Annotated in this window: 12 protein-coding genes, 1 tRNA gene and 1 pseudogene; 6 read left to right on the top strand and 8 right to left on the bottom strand. The window is 55.3% G+C overall.

Annotated elements, in window-relative coordinates:
* Positions 1-6: 6 nt before the first annotated feature.
* From J1C54_RS13365 to J1C54_RS13345, 5 genes are read right to left on the bottom strand one after another with little or no spacing between them, the layout of a single operon-like run.
* Positions 7-1,737 carry a hypothetical protein gene (locus J1C54_RS13365; RefSeq protein ID WP_229148742.1) on the bottom strand — a complete coding sequence of 577 codons (1,731 nt, stop codon included), beginning with the start codon at positions 1,735-1,737 and terminating at the stop codon, positions 7-9.
* On the bottom strand, positions 1,737-3,683 hold the full coding sequence (locus J1C54_RS13360; protein WP_229148739.1) for a heme-binding protein: 1,947 nt from the start codon (positions 3,681-3,683) through the stop codon (positions 1,737-1,739). The genes J1C54_RS13365 and J1C54_RS13360 overlap by 1 nt, the downstream gene beginning before the upstream one ends.
* Positions 3,680-5,332, bottom strand: a complete 1,653-nt coding sequence (locus J1C54_RS13355; RefSeq protein ID WP_229148735.1) for a cytochrome c3 family protein — start codon at positions 5,330-5,332, stop codon at positions 3,680-3,682. The genes J1C54_RS13360 and J1C54_RS13355 overlap by 4 nt, the downstream gene beginning before the upstream one ends.
* Positions 5,333-5,336: 4 nt before the next feature.
* Positions 5,337-6,227: a hypothetical protein gene (locus J1C54_RS13350; RefSeq protein WP_229148730.1), complete on the bottom strand. Its 891-nt coding sequence runs from the start codon at positions 6,225-6,227 to the stop codon at positions 5,337-5,339.
* 2 nt (positions 6,228-6,229) lie between these two features.
* Complete coding sequence (locus tag J1C54_RS13345) at positions 6,230-8,611, bottom strand: cyclic nucleotide-binding domain-containing protein (RefSeq protein WP_229148728.1); 2,382 nt, start codon at positions 8,609-8,611, stop codon at positions 6,230-6,232.
* A 292-nt stretch (positions 8,612-8,903) separates the two neighbouring features.
* Here J1C54_RS13345 and J1C54_RS13340 point away from each other — a divergent pair, with 292 nt between their 5' ends.
* From J1C54_RS13340 to J1C54_RS13325, 4 genes are all read left to right on the top strand, one after another.
* Positions 8,904-10,076 carry a hypothetical protein gene (locus J1C54_RS13340; RefSeq protein ID WP_229148710.1) on the top strand — a complete coding sequence of 391 codons (1,173 nt, stop codon included), beginning with the start codon at positions 8,904-8,906 and terminating at the stop codon, positions 10,074-10,076.
* Positions 10,077-10,159: 83 nt separating this feature from the next.
* The gene (locus J1C54_RS13335; RefSeq protein WP_229148703.1) at positions 10,160-10,981 is read left to right on the top strand and encodes a hypothetical protein; all 822 of its coding nucleotides are present in this window, start codon (positions 10,160-10,162) and stop codon (positions 10,979-10,981) included.
* A 30-nt stretch (positions 10,982-11,011) separates the two neighbouring features.
* The gene (locus J1C54_RS13330; protein ID WP_229148702.1) at positions 11,012-12,478 is read left to right on the top strand and encodes a DNA polymerase Y family protein; all 1,467 of its coding nucleotides are present in this window, start codon (positions 11,012-11,014) and stop codon (positions 12,476-12,478) included.
* The gene (locus tag J1C54_RS13325; protein ID WP_370635662.1) at positions 12,454-15,612 is read left to right on the top strand and encodes an error-prone DNA polymerase; all 3,159 of its coding nucleotides are present in this window, start codon (positions 12,454-12,456) and stop codon (positions 15,610-15,612) included. The genes J1C54_RS13330 and J1C54_RS13325 overlap by 25 nt, the downstream gene beginning before the upstream one ends.
* Before the next feature lie 14 nt (positions 15,613-15,626).
* Here the strand turns inward: J1C54_RS13325 and J1C54_RS13320 are convergent, their stop codons facing one another.
* The 3 genes from J1C54_RS13320 to J1C54_RS13310 all read right to left on the bottom strand — a co-directional run bounded on the left by J1C54_RS13320 (position 15,627) and on the right by J1C54_RS13310 (position 17,564).
* Positions 15,627-16,958 (bottom strand): DEAD/DEAH box helicase, encoded by a 1,332-nt coding sequence (locus J1C54_RS13320; RefSeq protein WP_229148701.1) that lies wholly within the window; start codon positions 16,956-16,958, stop codon positions 15,627-15,629.
* A 163-nt stretch (positions 16,959-17,121) separates the two neighbouring features.
* Positions 17,122-17,322, bottom strand: coding sequence for a hypothetical protein (locus J1C54_RS13315; RefSeq protein WP_229148700.1), 201 nt, complete (start codon positions 17,320-17,322; stop codon positions 17,122-17,124).
* Positions 17,323-17,488: 166 nt separating this feature from the next.
* Positions 17,489-17,564: transfer RNA gene (locus J1C54_RS13310), tRNA-Thr, on the bottom strand.
* Positions 17,565-17,752: 188 nt separating this feature from the next.
* On the opposite strand from J1C54_RS13310, the gene J1C54_RS13305 reads away from it, so the two are divergent.
* Both J1C54_RS13305 and J1C54_RS13300 read left to right on the top strand, forming a co-directional pair.
* Positions 17,753-19,939 carry an ATP-binding protein gene (locus tag J1C54_RS13305; protein ID WP_229148699.1) on the top strand — a complete coding sequence of 729 codons (2,187 nt, stop codon included), beginning with the start codon at positions 17,753-17,755 and terminating at the stop codon, positions 19,937-19,939.
* Positions 19,932-20,275 (top strand): annotated as a pseudogene (locus tag J1C54_RS13300) (mechanosensitive ion channel); the annotation flags it as partial. The gene J1C54_RS13305 and the pseudogene J1C54_RS13300, both read left to right, overlap by 8 nt.

Below are 20,275 nucleotides of genomic sequence, written 5' to 3'. Positions count from 1 at the left end.
ATCGCCTCAGTAAGTCAGTATCAGGTTGCCAAGAACCGAGTAATTCGATTCTGTCTTGAATAGCTCATCAAAGCCGTTACCGGGCATCAAAGTTGCCACGGAAAGTCGCGCGACAATGTTCTGGATCGCCATGGGCCGCCAGATCAGCGCCGCGGAAAGATCCCAGCCGATCTCCCGGTCTATATTCTCCTGCTGACGCAGCACCTCAATCACTTCGGTGCGATCAAATGAAAGATGATTGGCATTGAAGCTGAGTCGTGTGGTGGGTGTCAGATCGAGGTCCGCGCCAACGCCAAGCAAACGCAGGCCTGGATTGGTAAAGTTTGATTGGCCGTGCTCCTTGGAGGAACGCAGGTTCGGCAACAATCCATTTCTGGTGGACAAGGTAACCCCGCCACCGGCAATAAATGGCACACCCTGACGAATCCAGAAACTGGTATCAGCTCCAGCAATAATCGGATTCTCAAACACCGCATCGAAGCCGGTTTCCAGATCATCAAACGGGTTACGATCACCGGAGGCATGCACTGCGGTGGCACGCAGGCGAATCCAGTTGATATCCAGGCCTGCCTCAAAGGCGGCAAAGGTTGCCCTTACCTCGGTGCGTTCATCGTTCATTACCCCAGGCTCATTGGTGCCTGCAGCGGCATAAAGCGATGCCGTCAGGTTCAGTCGACCAAGATGGCCATCCCCGTTATAGCCAAGGTAGGTGACATCGTAACTACGCGGCACCTCGCGACCGAGCGAGGCGGGCCGAGCAATAAAACCGTTATTGTCATAAAAGAAATCATCTTCCCGGTTACGGTTATGCAGCAGGGTCAACTGACTAATAAAGCCCTTCTTGAGAAAGTCCTGCCAATACAAATTGGCGACAAAAATATCGTCATTACGCAACTGCGCGCCGATATCATTCAAGCCGCTGTTGGTATCTTTTTCCAGGCGGCGGAACCAGGCCAGATTGTACTGAAAGATATTATTGTCGCGGGTGCCGAACAATCTGATACCGAACGGACTATCCTGAAAAAGAAAACCACGAAAATCTGCGTTAAACGGCTGAATACCAACGCGGATGCTGTCAAAGTCATAACGGTCCGACACATTACGAATGTGGTAATCCATAAAGGCACCCTGAATGCCTATATGGTCGTCATTCCGGGTAGTGCCCTCACGGGGATCGATATACAGCGCTCGAGCTTCTTCCACTTCGCTACGATTGAAGTTGAACACTGGTATAAAACGAAATTCCCAGTCCGGCGGGCGGAACACCGTATCTCCCCGCAACCAGACCAGCTCGATCAGCAGATTCTGATTGAAAGTGCTCTGCTCCCCACTGCCAAAAACATCAATGTCACCAGCATTGGCAGTGGTCTGGTTACCTACCGGAGTAGGCAACTCACGTAATTCGATTACCGTATCGGATACCGCCGCCAGAGCAAAAAACCACTCACCCCAGACTGGCTTATCCCCCTTGAGAACATTGCGTTGATAGGGATTCCACAGACTGTGACTATACCCGGGCAGACTGTCTACGATACGCCAACGATCCGGAACCGCCTGCAACGGTTGATCCTGAAACAGGGGCGCAGCAGGCAGACCATCGTCATCACACAGCTGTTGATAGCGATCAACTGTCTGCTTGCCAGGCAGACGTACCGGTGGAGTGTCATCCAACGGAGGACAGGCAGCCTGCAAGGTCAGCGGAAGCACCAGCAGCAATGATGCAAGATAACGCCTCATCACTTGCCTCCACAGGGGGTCTGAACTGCGCTATCCAGAAACGGTGCTTGCGGACACTGCACATAACGCAACCGCACTCCCTGCGGAGTGAGCTGATCAGCGCGCATGGCTACTGGCGCATTATTAATAGTGCCGAGCAACTCACCGGCCTGATGTATGGCAAGAAAGGAGATCATGTCGTCCTGATCAACGCCGTCACCGGACACACCTATGGCGCCGACTAATGTGCTGCCGCGGTACACCGGCACACTACCTGGAAAGACTTGCATGCCATTTGCCAGAGGATCTGCATTTCCTCCCGGCGTTACACGGCTGATGGTGCTGCATCCTGTGCTGACGTCACCTGCAGCCAAGCCTGCGGCAAAGGCAACATGGCCGATCAGCTGGTTATAGACCAGATCAAGCTGCAGACCAGTTGAAAACGGGCTCCATTCTCCTGCCGGTTTCGACAACGGCCCGGGCGGGGCATCACGCAAACCATCCGGAAAATAGGGCCGCGACATATTACCGCCTGCCCGGTCAGTAAAGGCTACCGCACCATCCGCCAGCGCGCTGGGATTATCCAGTGCCGCGCGTAAGGCATCGACGTAATCACCAATATCAATACTACGCTCAACGGTGGGTACGCCCGCCACCAGTACCGGGCCAAGATAATCCGCAGTGGCTAATGACTGCAGCTCGGCGGCAGCCTGACTGCCAGAATAAAATGCCGCCGTGCGCGCTTTCTGCAACGACACATCGATGCCGAATACCGGAGCATCACGGGTACGCACCAAACCCAGTGGCACACCGTTGCGGTCCACCACACTAATAGTCACCCGCGCCTGACTGCCCAGCGGACGACGAATCTGCGCCCGAGCACGATTGGCCACAGCCAGAGCCTGATCCAGCAAAGTGGTAACTTCCAGCTGACTGAGCGCGCCGACACCATCATTAGCCGCCACTGGTGGAAAACGTGGCGTATTGGCTCCATCCACCAGGACAAATGCATCACGGCCGGGGAAAAAGTTCTCCGTGTCTGGCCTGATGCCAGAAACTGCCTGACCAAATACTTGCCCGGAAACAATTCCGACACCCGCATCGAAATAACCGGGCACGGTTAGCAGCGCACCACCAAGAGCAGCAAACGGGGGCAAGGGCTGAGCCCGGCTTTGCACCATGGATGGACTCATGTCGCTGTAGCGCAGCTGCTTACCGTCAACGGTGATACGTTCAGCACGACGATCAGCCGGCGCTAACAAACCACGGCCGCCAGCCAATGCCACCACTTCATCCAGAGAAATATCCGTATCCGCCGGATTGGCATCGAAACTGTATTGGTCATCCACCACCACGCCGATGCCACCAATCACGGTGCCATCCCGATACAGGGGAAAACCACCGGGATCTGCTGCCAGGCCCAGTGGCGCATGCTTTGGGCCATGTTGGCCAGCGCTACGACGTACGGTCAGGTCGGAACAGGAAAGTTGAGAAAACTGCACACCGAACAATGGCCCGCCGGGCTGATTACGCTCTCCCGGGTTGAAATGCTCCTGAACAATCTGGCTGGCCGTACGCGAGCTAAAGGCATTGCCCTCACTGGACAGATAGGCACCAGTAATAGCCTTGCTGATGGCCGCCAGAGAGGCGGGAATAAAACTGATATTTTCCAGCCCACCGCTAACCGGATAGGGAGAAGCGATAGTGACTGAATCAACCGCGCCAGCCATGGCATAAACTGCCAGCACATTGCCAAGCCGATCAGAGACTGCAATGGTCGCGGCAACACCGCGCTGATCAGCTTCCAGCGCGGCTGCAGCAATAATATTTTCAACATCCGTCACAGCAAGAAAGCTGGTGCCGGTAACACAGCTACCATCACATCCCCCGGACGGAGGTGAATCGCCACCGCAGCTGCCAAGCAACAAACATAGCAACGACAGACATAACCCACCGACGCGACTCAAGGCGCAAGCTCCGCATGTACATCAAACTGGTGGTAGCTATGGCAGCTGATACAACCAGAACGCAATCCCTCGTTAGCCTGCTGGCCTTTATGGCACTCCTGACATATGGCGATGTCCGGCATCAGGATATCTTCAGCCTGAGCAGACTGATCTGCAGCATGGCAGTCGATACACTCACTCTGGGTATGGCGCCCATGGGGAAACTCGCTGGAAGCAAACCATTCTTCATTGAGTCGTACTGGTTTGACCAACCACTGAGCCGGATCCTCGGCGCTACGCTCCACCTCATGACAAGTCGCGCAGGCACGGCGCTCAAACAGATCTTCCGCTACCGCCCTGCTCTTGTTTTCCACCCAGACAAGGCCTTCGCGCTGCAGCTCACTCAGGTTGTTCAGGCCACCCGGACGAGATGCACGAATATCCCCCGCGCCGGCTCGATTCTGGACAAACTGTGCAGCGTAATATTCTCGCAAACTGGCCAGCACCTGATCCGGCTTGCCATGGGGCACAACCCGTTGCGGGTCTTGCAGATCGAATGACAAGGCATGACAACTGGCACAATGCTGATCCATGTTGATCGGCGCCATGTTTACACCACCAACGGTCATCTGATGGCAATCGCCACAGTTCAGCACTTGCCAGTCGCCGTCATCGCTCTTGATACCTTGCGGATCAAGGTGAGTGGCATGGTCAAATGTCAGGTGACTGCTTTCCTGCAAAGACGCATCGACCGCCTGCCGCGGACTTTGCGACTGCGGCTGCCATTGCAAAAGGCTCAGACGAAAATCCGGATGGTCCGCATGAAAATCTGTGGCACGCTCAACTGCCGGCGCATCGCTCATCCGTTGCTCAAGATTGCCATGGCAGTCAGAACAAAAACGCTGATCATCAAACACCATGCGCTGCTCGCCATTGTGCTCATGATGACAGGAAGCACAGCGTTCGCCTTCGAACATGGAGGTATCTGGATGAACTTCAGACACATGAACAGCCGTATCAGCATGACAATCCATACAGGCTTCGTTCGTTACCGGCGCGAATGGCTTGGTATGACATGCCTGACAGTCCTTACCAATGGTGCTATGCATGGAGTGCAGCGGGCCACTTAGCCAGAAGCTGTCATCCGGCAGCGGTGTACTACGAAAAGTGTTCTGCCAGCCTGGAACCATCGCCACCAACGCTGGCAGCAACAAGCCACCTAACAGCAGTACGGTAAACAATAGCCAGGCCCAACGTCGCGGCCGCCAATTTTGCAATACATCAAGACGAATAGTGAAACTCGCAGGATCAACTGATGGCGCGTCTTGCTGTTCCAGCACTTCAAGACTCAGCGCCAGATCAACGCCCTCTGACGCCGGCAACACAATCAAACGGTAGTCGGCAATCAGAATCTGGTCGCCGCTGTTAAGCACCGCCATTTTGCAACTACGACCGTTGACCGTGATGCCAGAGCTGGCCAGAGCGCGAATCCGGAACTGTCCAGCAGCAAGAGAAATTTCCGCATGCTGGTAGGCCACCCGATCACCGGGCAGCAACAGCTCCTGATCTGTACCGCGGCCGATAGACAACTTGTCAACGGCCAGCTCTTCGTCTTTGAAAGTTCTGGTTGGGCCGCTACCGGCGCCAAGTCGTCGGATCAATACATACATGGCGTCACCAGTAGAAGAACACGCTGACAATATGAGCCATCAGCGTTGCCAGCAGAGCCATGGTCAACGGGATATGGCAGTACAACCAGACTTCCATCAGCCCCTGCAAACGAATATCCGCTAGCAGTTGCCGCATCAGTTTGGCTTTGCGCGAAATTAAATCAATCAGCTCCTGCAACAATGCCGCTTCCTGCGGATCAGCTGATCGCGACAGCAGCCCGGTTAGCTCATCAAGCAAGCGCTGCTGGGTTGGATTGGCTACCTGCACCCAGCGTTTAGCGGAGCCCTTGCTCGCAGCCACCATGATGCGCGAACGATCCCGACCGGTTAGCTGGTGCCAGGCACCACCACCAATACTGAATAGCTGAATTGCCGAGATCACCATCCGGTCTGCAGGCGAACCCAGCCCCTCAACAATCACACTGGCCTTGCGATCAATATCAGCCACTTCGCGAAAGATTAGCTGCCGGGTCATGCCATCACGGTTACGGGTAATCCGCTCGGGATAACGCCAGTAAACCCAAACGCCGTAAAAGCCGCTGACAATCACCAGGACCATCAGCAGCCAGGCAAGGGTGTGGATATTCAGACCAAACTGAAAACCACTATGCAAGGTTCCCAGCACCAGCAGACTGCCACCAAGATAGACATGAGCTGATAGCCAGCCTTTGACAGTGCCCAAGCGAGAGTAATAGGCACGCTTGCGCACACCAAAGAATGTCAGCCAGACAATCAGCAAGGCGGCCACAGTACCCAGTGTGTAGCCCAGCCAGGTGCCACCATTAGGCTGCCCCAGTGGTTCGTGCCAGACATAAGCCAGCACACTGGACAGCACCAGCACTAATGCAACCCAAAACCAGAAGCCACCACGGTGAGAAAGAAAAGAGCCGTGCATAATCAGTTCTCCTGCACCAGCTCAATAAACTGTTCCGGACTAATGCGCACTGCAGCACCTGTGGGACAGGCTCGCACACAGGCAGGCCCGCCCTTAAGACTGGTACACATATCGCACTTCACTGCCCGCTTGGGCGCGTCCTTGTCCTTGATTTTTTTATGCTCGGCACCGAACAGAACACGGCTCCACAGGCCAGGCTGAGAACCGCCCACCTGAGCCATCTGGATAACCCCATAGGGGCAATTGCTTTCACAGTTACCGCAACCAATACAGTTGTCAGCAATAACCACTTCGCCGCTGGCATTACGACTGATCGCATCAGGCGGACAGTCCTTCATGCAATGTGGATGTTCACAATGGCGGCAGGATGTGGGCACATGAATAGAAGCATAACTTGGCCCTGCTTCACGGTTCAGACGAGAAGTGCCGCCGTGAGTTGAAGCGCAGGCGGTTTCGCAGTTGTCACAACGCACACACAGGGATTCATCAATCAACAACACATCCGTGGCTTCGCCCAGCCCCTGACGCATCAGGAACGAAAGCAACTCACCACCTTCCTCTGAGGCCTCCATGGAGGCATTGGCGCGCAGCCGAGCCTGCAGCTGTAGCTGCACCTGCTCTTTCAACTGTGGATCTCTATCCAGCAGGGCAAGAAATGGCCCGCTCTTCATCACTACTGTTTCAGTGGGCACCACAGCTCGCACCGAGGCAGTACGCCGGGTATTACCGAGCAACCCCATTTCGCCCACATACTTGCCTGCCGGCACATAGGACAGCACCACTTCGCGGCCATGCAGATAGCGGGACACCGTTAGTGAGCCACGCCGCACCAGATGCAGCTCATCACCACTCTCTCCCTCTGCAAACAGCACCTCCCCTGGAGCGTACTGACGTAACTCTGCCGAGTTCACCAGATCAGACAGGTCCTCAAGACTGGAGTTGGGAGCAAACTGGGAATGAATAGCCCGCAGAATAAACACCTGATCAATACGCCGGCGCACTTCATCTGCTGATGCGAGTAGTCGCAGCATGGTGCGCCGCGGCGTTTCCACCAGTACACAGTGGCGTCCCGCATACACAGTTGCATTACGACGGCGGCCGGAAATCAGTCCCATCTCACCGAAGAAGTGTCCCTCCCCGATACGCACTCGTTTTCCGGTAGCCTCATCAATAACAACTTCTACCGAGCCTTCAACTACTGAATAGAATGAATTGGTGTAGTCGTTACGGGAGAAGATCACGTCGCCTTCTGCCGGCGTGTGCATCTCGCTTTCCAGAATAAGTTCACGAAAACGCAGACTATTGACCGGACCAAAGCACAACACATTATTCTGAATGAGCTCAAGGGTCTGTTCGACATCAAGATCAAATGGCAAGCCAGAAAATTTTTCCGCCAGAAGATCATTATCCACCGGCTTTATATCGTGACCGAGAATATGCTCGATCACTTCGTAGCCCTGATTCATGGCCTGCTTGATTAGCGGATACCCTGCCAGAGCACCGATAACATACAAACCGGGCACATTTGACTCATATTGATGCGTCAGCTCAGGCACCGCATTGACAGCATCATTAGGAAAATTAATGCCACAAGATTCAACAAAGTCCCGTGGTGGAATAGCACCGAGTCTGGCAATAATCCGGTCCACCGGCACTTGCACTTCCCCTTCGCCGGTGGTCAATGTCACCTGAGCCAGATGATCGCCATTAGTCAGTGTTTCGATCTGGCGCAAACTACTATTGAAGAACACCTTGATGCGGCCACGCTCAATGGCATCCTCAAGCAGTTTCAGGTTGCCCTCTTTGGCGCGGGCAAATTCATCACGACGGTTGATCAGGGAAACCTGATTATTCCGTGACAAGGCCAGCGCATTCTCAATGGCAGAGTCACCGGCACCGACCACCATGATTGATTCATTCTGATATTCATCCGGATCATCCAGCTGATACTGGACAAATGGTTGATCCTCACCCGGAACTCCGAGCTTACGGGGGTTGCCCTGCAAGCCAATGGCCAGCACCACATTAGCGGCTCGTATGGTTTTACCAGCGCGGGTCTGCAAGGTGAAATCGCCACGCTGCCCGCTAATCGACACCACATCCGCCTGCCAATCCACATTGATGGACAGGGTTTCCGCGTTTTGCTGCCAGGCAGCCAGAATATCCTCACGGGAGCCAGCATCGAATGGCAGGCTACTGCGCAATGGCAGGAAGCCAGGCTCAGCCATCACGTGCTTGCCCTTTTGATAACGCTGAATGGTATTAGCCAGATGGGAAGTGCTTTCCAGCAGCACATGGGACAGGTCCAGCTCTGCGGCGCGGCCAGCAGCACTCAAACCTGCCGGCCCAGAGCCAACAATCACGACTTCAAAATGGTTTTCCATCACTGCCCTGCTATTCGCCCCGACTGCGCCATGTGACGCACGAATGACCTGATAATACTTTGCCAAGCCCACAATAAGTATGTTGTTTTTCCATTTGCCGGCATTTTTTGTCATCGCCAGACAGATACAGCCCAGCACTCATGGGTTTTACTGATCAGTCGACTCAGGCGAGGGGGTCAATTTCTCACTGTTGTGATGCAACACGCACCTAACCTTTCTGAAAATCCCTATAACAGTGCAATAAAAATTCAAGCAGCTCATAAAGCTACTTAGCCGGGGAGACTTATCCGCCATGTCACATCACAGCCTTTGCCTATCCTTGCTGCTCAGCAGCTGCCTGCTAATGCAGCCTGCTCAGGCGGCAGAGCAAGAGCAGTGCCAAACCAGCAAAACAGTACACAGTCATGCGCAAAGTCGTCAGGTACTGCAAGCACTGACTCAGGATGATCTAACAGATCGACAAACCGTGCTGGAGCAATATCTGGCAGCCCCTCCCGGGACGGCGGGGGCCGTTGATCGCGTGGCCTTGAACCGGGCCAGATTAACTCTCGCAGCTGAGTACCTGAGCAAATCACGGTTTATCGAAGCACGTCAGCTGCTCAGCGCCATCGAACTGGATAGCACCGTAGCGGTGCAAGCTTCCCTGCTGTTGGCGGAGTCTTTCCGACTCGAAGGGGATCCGCAGCGGGCAGCGCAGTGGTTACTGCGCACCGGACAACGCTATGGGGCCGACCCGGAAGCCCTGCGCGGCCTGCTGGAGCAAGCCTCTGAATTGCGCCAGCAGGGGCAGCTGGCACAAGCATTCGCCATCTACAACATGGTTCAGGGTCAGATCCTCAATAATGCAGAGCAGGTCAACTCACTGCGCAGCGCCACCGATCGTCTGGTTGAGCAGCTGCTACGCACCCGTCTGGATGAAAGCCGGGCGGCGCAAAGCCAGATGCTCAAACAGATGATCAACAATACCGACAGCCAGCTCTTGAGCGAACTTGGCGCTCTGGCCCGCAGTAGCGAACAACGCCACTGCCTTGAAAAACAACTGCAGCAGCTATCCCGGACAGCATTTGAAAACTCCGCCCAGCAAGCCCGCATCACCCCATTTCTGACCATGCTGAAAAGAGAGCAGGAAATGCTGGAGCAGCGCCTCGCTCAATTAGAGGGTAACAGTCAGGCCGATGCCACTCAGGAGCGCGCAGAAATCAGCCAGCAACTGGAAGCCCTTCTCAACCGCCGGCAAACCCTGCTGGCCGAGCAGCAGCAACTTCCCGGAGGGGCTGCCCTTGCCCATGACCAACTGCGCGAGCAGATTGAGCTGCTGGATCAGCAAAACCAACAGCGCCGGCAGCGCATTGAAACAGAACTGGAACTACTCAGCAGTGAACTGCTGGCCCGCTACCGCAAGCTGGCCGCAGAGAGCCAGTATGGCCGGGCCAGCCTGCTTGAGGCTCGTCACCGCGGAGGCTAGAGCTGGTTTTCAACACAACACTTGCAATACTGTCCAGATGAACAGTATTCTCTCCTGTACTGACCCTATGTACAGGTGCCGCCATGCTTCCGCTTACCTCTGCCGCCAACCACACCCCCTCTCTGGATAGCTTGCTTGAGCGCCCTGGTATCTGGCGTGGGCGCCCTGCGGCCCCCTGCGAAGAAACCATCGACAGTGGCTTTGATAATCTCAACAACACTCTGCATCTGCGCGGCTGGCCAGCTGCCGGTCTGGTAGAACTACTATGCGCTGCCCCCTGCCCACAGGCCCTGCGCTTGATGTTGCCGGCCATGGCAGGTCGTCTGGATGGCCTGGTGGTTCTGGCCAACCCGCCGGCCCGCCCCCGCGCTGACACCCTGCAACAGGCGGGCATCAAAAGCCATCGGCTGCTAGTCATGCGCAGCGAACGCCACGACACCCTGCTGCAGGCCTGCCATGAAGCCCTGGCCAGCGGCGCAGTCAGCACTCTGATGGTCTGGCTACCAGAGAACATGGACGACCAGATTGCCCTGCGCCGCCTGCATCTGGCCGCGCGCGAAGGCCGCTGCCTACTGATCGCAGTACGTCCAGTCAATCAGGCGGATCGCCCCTCTCCAGCGGTACTACGCTTGCGTCTGCGCATGCAGCCACCGGCTCATCTGGCCGTAGATGTGATCAAGCAGCCTGGTGGCTGGGGTGGGCAACAGGTCAATCTGGCACTACTACCACCACGCATCAGTCAGCCACTGGCCGCGAGTCGCGACATGCCGGCACCAGCCAGACAACGCGAGCAGACCATCCCGGCAAAAAGCGACAGCGGTGCAAACTATCAGGACCCGGATAGTCGTTTTGCCTGGAGGCGCCCGGCACCCTCACGCCCCGGCCTGCAGAACCTGCCGTTCTGAACGCCGTGATGTCCAGTCGGAGCCTGTTCAATGAGCCTGTGGCTGGCGCTGCGTTTTCCGCAGCTGATGATAGACGCAGCGGCATTACAGTCGCCTCAGCCCAGTGCCATCCGCGATCAGCACAGGCTGGTGGCGGTAAATACAGCGGCGGCAGATCAGGGGGTGCAACCGGGCATGAGGCCCGGCACCGCATTGGCGTTATGTGAAGGCCTGCAGATTTACCCTCGCCACGCCGAGGCCGAACAGTCCCTGCTGACTCGCCATGCGCAGGCGCTACTGAGTTACACCCCAATGATCTGCATTGATGGTGATTGCCTGCTGCTTGAGATTGGCCCATCACTGCGCCTGTTTCACGGTGTCGATTCGTTGATCGCACAGCTGCGGGGTCAGTTCACTAGCCAGTCTCCTTACCAGATCGGTCTGGGCCATACCCCTGTTGCCGCCAAGTTGCTAAGTCACTACCCATTGGCGCAAAGTCGGGCCGCCGTGGTTATTGATCACCGCACACACCATGTTGATAAAGCCAACACCCGGCAAAAAATGCTGGCACTACTGGCGCAACACCCGCTTGCCGATTTGCCATTACCCCCGGCACTAAAGAAGTCCCTTCTGGGCCCGGGCCTGCGCCGCCTCGGCGATATTTTCACTCTGCCCACAAATGCACTACAACGCCGCTTTGGCAAGAGCCTTACGGTCTGGCTGGAAAAGCTACGAGGTGATCTGCCAGATCTGCGGCAGGCCATTGTCAGCAAGCCACGATTTACTGCATCGCTATCTTTTGATGAACCGGTATCTGTTAGCCAGCACCTGCATCACCCCATGCAGCAGCTGCTCAAGCAAATGAGTCAGCATTTGCTGCATCATCAGCAACAGGTAAGAGCGATTCGTTGGCTTTTCTTACCGTTACGCGGACAAGCCCAGCGCCTGCTGGTACGTCGTGCCAGCGCCAATCATCAGGCCGCCAAGTGGTTCGATCTGTCGCTACGTCATCTGGAACGGCAACATCTTCTGCAACCAGTACTCAAGCTAACTTTGCAGACCGGTCGCCCCCTGCCTATGGATGCTCCCCCTGAGCATTTGTTTGCATCGCTGGAACGCCCTGCCGCTGATGAACTACTGGAAAAGCTGGCTAACCTGCCAGGACTATCACTGTATCGGCCAGCTCCGGCGGACAGCCATCTACCGGAACACAACGACATCAATGACGACCCTCTAGGCACACCTCCCCGTCAGCAGTTTGCCGTGCCCGCATTACTTGACGACGCTCCCCTGTGGCTACTGGAGCAACCGCAACCACTGCGCTGTCGGAATTGCACGCCTTACTGGCGGGGAAGCGCTCTGGAATTACTGCCCGGTGCTCGACAGTTAAACGAACCATGGTGGCAACAGGGACTGAAGCGTCACTATCGTATTGGCCGCCACCCTCTTGGAATTCACTGCTGGGTATTCTTTACCACGGATGAAAGCGGCCCGTGGTTTCTGCATGGCTTCTTCTGACCATGAACTACTCAGGCATAGAAAATCCCGCCATGTCATTTGCCGAACTGCACTGCTGTTCTGCATTTTCATTTCTCAGGGGAGCCAGCCAACCGGAAGAGTTGATCTTGCAGGCAGAAAAGCTGGGCTATAAGGCGCTGGCGATTACCGACGAGTGCTCCATGGCTGGAGTGGTCAGAGCCTATCAAACAGCCAAAGCCACATCAGTCAAACTGATTATCGGCAGCCAGCTGCAGATTAATCAGCCCGACGCAGACACGCCGATACATATGGTGCTACTAGTGCCGCACCGACAGGCCTATAGCGAACTATGCGCCCTGATAAGCCGCGGTCGGCGACGCGCAGAGAAAGGTCAGTATCATCTTGAGTGGGCGGATATCGGTCGGCTGATACAGCACTGCCTTTGTCTGTGGTTGCCTTCATTTGATATGGCACAGGATCTCCATCAGGGCGCAAAACTCAAGGCCCACTTTGGCGACAGGCTATGGATTGCCTGTGAGCTATTGCAGGAACAGAACGATGGCGCTCGCTATCAATACCTGTGGCAATTGGCCACCCAGCTGGAGTTACCACTGGTAGCCAGCAATGACGTACATATGCATATTGCGGAACGACAGCCGCTGCAGGACGTGCTCACCGCACTACACCATCGCTGCACCGTACAGGAGCTGGGTCGGCGGCGATTTATTAATGATCAGCGCCACTTGCGCCCCATTGCCAAACTACGAGAAATTTACCCGGCAGAGCTTCTCAGCGAGAGTCTGAAAATTGCCCGGCTATGTACTTTTTCTCTGTCCGAGCTGCGCTATCAATACCCCCGCGAAGCGATTCCACAAGGAATTAGCGCCACTGACTGGCTACGGCAACTGGTTTATCAGGGAGCCTTACAACGCTGGCCGGATGGCATAAAAGACAGCGTACAGGCATTGCTGGAAAAAGAGCTCCAGCTAATCGCTGAGCTACGCTACGAAGCTTATTTTCTTACCGTACACGACATAGTCATGTATGCCCGCAACCAGAACATTCTCTGTCAGGGGCGTGGTTCTGCGGCCAACTCCGCTGTGTGTTATTGCCTGTTTATCACAGAGGTCGACCCGTCACGTAGCCAGCTATTGTTTGAGCGGTTTATTTCCCGAGAACGGGATGAGCCTCCGGATATCGACGTCGACTTCGAGCACCACCGACGGGAAGAGGTGATGCAGTATATTTATCGAAAATATGGCCGTGACCGGGCAGCACTGACTGCCACAGTGATCAGCTACCGAATGCGCTCCGCGGTACGTGATGTCGGCCGGGCACTGGGTGTCGATCAGGCATTACTTGACCAGCTCAGCAGTAATCTTGCCTGGTGGGATAAACGGGAGGAGCTGCCACAACGTTTTCGCGAAGCGGGCCTGCACGACACATCACTGACCCGTCACTACTTGTCATTAGTCGAGCAACTACTGGGCTTTCCTCGCCATCTTTCCCAGCATGTCGGCGGCTTTGTCATTACTCATGAACCACTATTTACCCTCGTCCCGGTGGAAAATGCGGCCATGCCGGATCGCACTATCATCCAATGGGACAAGGATGATCTGGAAAGCCTCGGCCTGATGAAAGTGGATGTATTAGCACTAGGCATGCTAACAGCCATTCATAAGATGCTGTCTCTGATTGGTGATAACTTCACTTTGCAGAATATTCCGGCGGAAGACCCGGCCACCTATGCCATGCTCTGCAAAGGCGATAGCGTCGGTGTTTTTCAGGTGGAGTCCCGCGCCCAGATGAACATGCTACCGCGACTAAAACCAAAGCAGTTTTACGACCTGGTCATTGAGGTTGCCATTGTCCGGCCCGGCCCCATTCAAGGTGACATGGTACACCCCTATCTGCGCCGACGGGACGGCAAGGAATCTGTGGATTATCCCGATGAGCGAATAAAAGGTGTACTGGAACGCACTCTTGGTGTGCCGATTTTTCAGGAACAGGTAATTCAGCTGGTGATGGTGGCGGCTGGCTTCAGTGGTGGCGAAGCGGACCAGTTACGCCGCGCCATGGCCAGCTGGGGGAAAACCGGAAAGCTCATGCAGTTTGAAGACAAAGTGATTCAGGGCATGCTCCGTAATGGCTACAGCCATGACTACGCCCAGCGAATATTTGAGCAAATGAAGGGCTTTGGTGGATACGGCTTTCCCGAATCCCATGCCGCCAGCTTTGCCCTGCTGGTGTATGTATCCGCCTGGCTGAAACGTCATCACCCCGCTGTATTTTACTGTGGCCTGCTAAACAGCCTGCCGATGGGTTTCTATTCCGCTTCGCAACTGATTCAGGATGCCAATCGGCATGGCATAGAAATCCGCCCACCGGATGTGGACCACAGTCATTGGGACTACACACTTGAAGACAGGCACAGGCTGAGTCTTGGACTACAACCTGCATTACGCATCGGCCTGCGGCAAATTGATGGTTTCAATACCAAGGCATCGCAGCGAATTTATTCTGCCCGCCAACAGCTCCCTTTTCAGAGCATTCAGGATCTGTGTGGCCGGGCAAATCTGAACCGCCATGAGCGTGAATGTCTGGTAGCCGCCAACGCAGTGAAACGTCTCAGCGGTCACCGCCACCAGGGCTACTGGGATGTGCTGGCCGTAGAAGAATCACCACCGCTATTTAACCAGCAGGCGATTAATGAACAGGACCTCCGCGATGGCGTGTATCTGGACGCACCCTCTGAGTTCGATACCATGCAAGCGGACTATCGCGCCCTGTCGCTGACAACAGGCCGCCACCCACTGGCATTACTACGTCATCTTGCCCCCTTCGACCGCGCCATGAGTGCAGCAAATTTGAAGCGCGCCCGTCATGGTCAGCTGGCCCGGGTTGCAGGACTAATTACTAACCGACAACGACCGGGCACAGCGTCGGGGGTGATGTTTATCACCCTTGAAGACGAAACCGGTAACAGTAATGTGGTGGTGTGGGACTCGGTGCAGAAGAAGTATCGCCGGCCACTGCTTGGCAGCTCACTGGTGCTGATTACCGGCACAGTTGAGCGCAGCCCGGAAGGCATTGTTCATTTGGTTGCAGGACGCATCGAGGATCAACAAGCCGCGCTACACCAGCTGGTGGTGCAGTCGCGGAATTTTCACTGAAAGCCGATCAGATTTCAGGCCGGAGTGCGACGAAGTTGGCCATTACTATTGCCATTGCCGTTACCGCTGGAACGACGGTTACCACCGCCATCCGCAGATACACGCACTGCGCCATCACGACGCTGACCCTGACGCTGACCTTGACGCTGACCACCACGGCCACCGGGGCCATTGCGACCATTCTGGATTGGCTCCGGCTTAATGCGCGGGTCCACCTCAAAGCCAGGGACAATTTCCTTTGGCAGAGAGCGCTTGATAAGTCGCTCAATGCCAGCCAACAGTTTCAGCTCATCAACACAGACCAGTGACACCGCCTCACCATCGCAACCGGCGCGGCCGGTACGGCCGATACGGTGAACATAGTCCTCCGCCACATTAGGCAGCTCAAAATTGACCACGTGCGGCAGCTCATTGATGTCGATACCACGAGCGGCGATATCTGTGGCCACCAGCACCTGCAACTTGCCGGATTTAAACTCAGACAACGCCTTGGTGCGGGCACCCTGACTTTTATTGCCATGAATTGCCATCGACGGAATACCCTGCTTGTCCAGCTGTTCGGCCAGACGGTTAGCGCCGTGCTTGGTGCGGGTAAATACCAGCACCTGATACCAGTTATGGTCGGTAATTAATTTAGCCAGTAGCTCACGTTTGCGCTCCCGGTCCACCGGATAGACTTTCTGCGCCACGGTGTCAGCGGTGGCATTACGACGCGCCACCTCGATCAATGCCGGCTTATTCAGCAGGCCATCCGCCAGCGCCTTGATCTCATTAGAAAAGGTGGCAGAGAACAGCAGGTTCTGTCGTTGCTTGGGTAGCAGCGCAAGAATCTTGCGAATATCGCGGATAAAGCCCATATCGAGCATGCGATCGGCTTCATCCAGCACCAGAATTTCAACTTTACTCAGATCCACGGTGCGCTGAGACACGTGGTCGAGGAGACGGCCGGGCGTCGATACAAGAATATCCACGCCGCGACGCAACTTGTCGATCTGCGGATTGATGCCAACACCACCAAACATGACCATGGATTTCAGCGGCAGGTACTTACCGTATTGGGCAATGCTCTCTTCCACCTGAGCGGCAAGCTCACGGGTTGGAGTCAACACCAGTACGCGAATTACCGGCTTGCCCGTGGTGGTGCGAGGGTTGTCCATCAAGCGCTGCAGGATGGGCAGAGTAAAACCGGCGGTTTTGCCGGTACCGGTCTGTGCACCGGCAAGCAGATCGCCGCCCTTCAACACTGCCGGAATGGCTTGCTGCTGGATCGGGGTTGGTTGGGTATAGCCGAGTTCGGAAACGGCACGAAGAATATCGGCACGCAGGCCGAGGGTGTCAAAAGACATCAGAAATGGAACTCCGAGAAAACATCGGCCTGTCGCACCTGCTTTTCAGGGGCGCCAGTCAAAGGCAGACGAGGTTACGCACAAGGGCGAATAGAGAGGCAGCGCGAAGACTGGTTAACCACGCTGGCGGCACACTGTAACACAAGCAGACCGGAATACCTTGTTAATTCTTTTTCGCCCCTACAGCCGCAGCATTCTGCGGAGGCAGACTCATGCCCTGCGCTTCCAGCTGCTTGCGTGCTTCCGGCGTCAACTGAAACGGGAAGCCCTGATCAGCCTCGATATGATCAAAGCGCACCCCACAACAATGACCAGACACCTTGAAGGTATCCTCGGAAATGGCCGGACCCTTGATCTTGCTCATCTTGCGGCTCTCCTGCACCAAACCATCAGATAACACCTATGCCGAGCATAGCACTTAAGCGCGTGATGGCCGGACTCAGGGAATGTAGCCACCTACTCCTGAAACAGCCCCCAATTTAGCCAGATAACGAAAAAGCCCGCTTATGCGGGCCTTTTCGTTTATCTATTGGTGCCGCAAATAGGAATCGAACCTACGACCTACTGATTACGAATCAGTTGCTCTACCAACTGAGCTATTGCGGCGTCAGCGGCTGAAAGCTGCTGAGGGCGCATTCTAGCAGGGTGGCCCGGCGGGACAAGCCCCGCCATAGCCATTCCCTAACTATTTGAAGAAGGTCGTAAAGCAAGAATTCTCATTCGGCGCTGCTGCGTTATGATGGCACCACAGCGCGGCCGATTGAGGCTGGCAGTGACGTCAACGGAGGGAGTACATGGTCTGCAGCAGGCTGCTGGTGGTAATAATGATGTTCTGGCTGGGGACGGCCTCCGTATGGGCCGAAGACAGGGCTATCGAAGGAGGCACGGATAATACCACCCCTGCGCCAGCTGCTGTCAGCCACGACGTACAGCACCGGCACTACTGGCGGCAAACCTCCCTGCTGCAATATGTAAACGACAAAGCCGCCAGCGATAACCTGCCAGACACGTTGCAACTTGAGTATGGGTTGGCCCGAAGAGCTCTGGCTGACATCTATGAGCGCTGGCAGGCGCGCCTGGATGACGATAGCGAAGGCCTGAGCCGCTACCGCGATCTGATCAGCACGATACTGATTCTGGCGCTAGCCATCGGCGCTTTTGCCGGCCTGCACAAACTTGCCAAACGCAGCACCGCCACACTGCTCAATATCCACAACCTGATTATTGCCCGAGCGCCAAAGCAGCGCTGGGTGAAAGCGCTGGCGCGACCGTTCAGTGGTATCGCTCCACTGGCCCCCTGGATTCTTCTGTGGCTGGTACTGACTGCTTTTACCAGCTTTTTCTCCGGCAGCAATGCGGCACTACTGCATTGGTGGGCACCGCTGGCTGAGCTATACATCGTCTACGGACTACTTAGCCTGAGCGGCGAATGGCTGCTGCTACGTATCAGCACCGGTGCCGGAGTATTTCTTGGCGGTGAACAAAACAAGCAGCTTGCCAACCATGCCCGCAGTCATGCGCGCTGGATGATCTGGCCATGGATTATTCTGTATATCATTGATCACTGGATTGGCCCTTCACTCACCTACCGGGTCGCCGAGCTGGCTACATGGCTGGTGAACTGGTTTGCCATTGCTTCATTGCTGAAGGTCCGCCGGCAGGACTATCTGGTTAACCTGAAGCGTCTTTTGTCTCAGCGCTTTGATCCGATAGTCGAACGGGTACTATCGCCGAGAGGCTTTATCTGGTCTGCCACCTTGCTACTGCCGCTGCAGATACTGCTTTTTGTGCTGCAGTATCTGGACATGCTGCTTAGTGACTTCGACTGGTATCGCAGCCTCAGCGCGCGCTGGTTCCGTATGCGCACCAAGGTACTGGTAGAGCAGGATGGCGAGGAAATCAGCAGCGAGGAAGTACCGCAGCAATATGAACGCTGGTTCACCCCTGAGGGTGACGGTGAAATGGACTTCCCGGTAATTGACACAGGTCTGATGGACGCAATGCGCAAGCCACTGGACCTTTGGCTCGATGGCCGCTCAGATGAAAACGCCTTGCTGGTTGCTGGCGAAAAGGGTATCGGAAAAAGTGCGGCCCTGGCCCGCCTGGAAAAATTTATCCGCAAGGAAAGGCCGGATCTGATAGTTCATCGGCTAACCATTCCAGCCAAAACGACAAGCCGCGAAGCAGTGTACAAGCTAATTGGCGACCTGATTGGTACGGATGTGAGTGATGGCCCCAGCGAGCTGGCCCGTACTGATGCTGAACGTACTCCCACTATCATTATGCTGGATGAAGCCCAAAACCTGTTTCTGGCGGAGGTGGGGCATCTGGATGGCTGGCGAGGCCTGCTCAATCTGACCAACGTGCGAGTGGAAAATCTATTCTGGATTGTCTCGATCAATAACCAGAGCTGGGCCTACTTATGTAACGTTTTCGGGCGCGAATACCAGATGCGTAATGCAATCCGGGTTAAGCGCTGGAGTCAAAATGAGATCCGCTCATTGATCCTGTCACGCAATCACCTAAGCGGCTTCAAGCTTCAGTATGATGATATTCTGCTGACTTCCCGGGGACCTGATGCGGGCAACCTACGCAATGCGGAGCAGCGTTTTTTCAGCCTTCTATGGGACAGCTGCCGAGGCATTCCCATGACCGCACTGGAAATGTGGCTCACCTCTATCCGTCCCGGTGAGCGCACTGTTACGGTTGGGCTACCGCAGGTTCCTGGAAGCGGGGTACTGGAAAAGCTTGGCCCCAAATTGATGTTTGTCTATGCCGCGGTTGTTACTCACGAAAATCTCACTTTCGAAGAGATTTTGAAAGTAACCAACCAACAGGAAAATGTGGTGCGCTATGCACTTAAGTCGGCACTTGATGCAGAGTTTATGCAGCGCAGCAAGGAAGGACGCTATCGCATCACACCGCTTTGGTACAACACGGTGATCAGCTATCTGAACAGGAAGAATATGCTCCATGAATGATGATAACGGCATTATCAATGACCTGATCAGCCTGTTTGAGATATTTAATATCTACATGCTGGTGCTACTGATCGCAGGGATTTTGCTGATTATCGCGGTCAACACCGGGCTGACAAGATTCAGCCAGAAACTAATGGATAAGATGCCCACGCGGCGCTTTCTGATCCTGCAGATTTCTACCCTGTTGAGCTTTGCCCTGTATATTTTTGGAACTATCGGCTTGGTAGTCGGAGTGCTGCAGCCTCCGCGGGAGTTCCTGATTGCGGTTGGCGGCGCTGTTGCTGTTGCCTTGGGCTTCGCCCTGAAAGACATTGTTGCCTCGCTGGTAGCTGGCAT

This window comes from Alcanivorax sp. 1008 (assembly GCF_020667895.1).
Classification (GTDB): domain Bacteria; phylum Pseudomonadota; class Gammaproteobacteria; order Pseudomonadales; family Alcanivoracaceae; genus PGZG01.
Note: the sequence above shows the minus strand (reverse complement) of the source record. Positions and strands in the feature narration are given on the sequence as shown.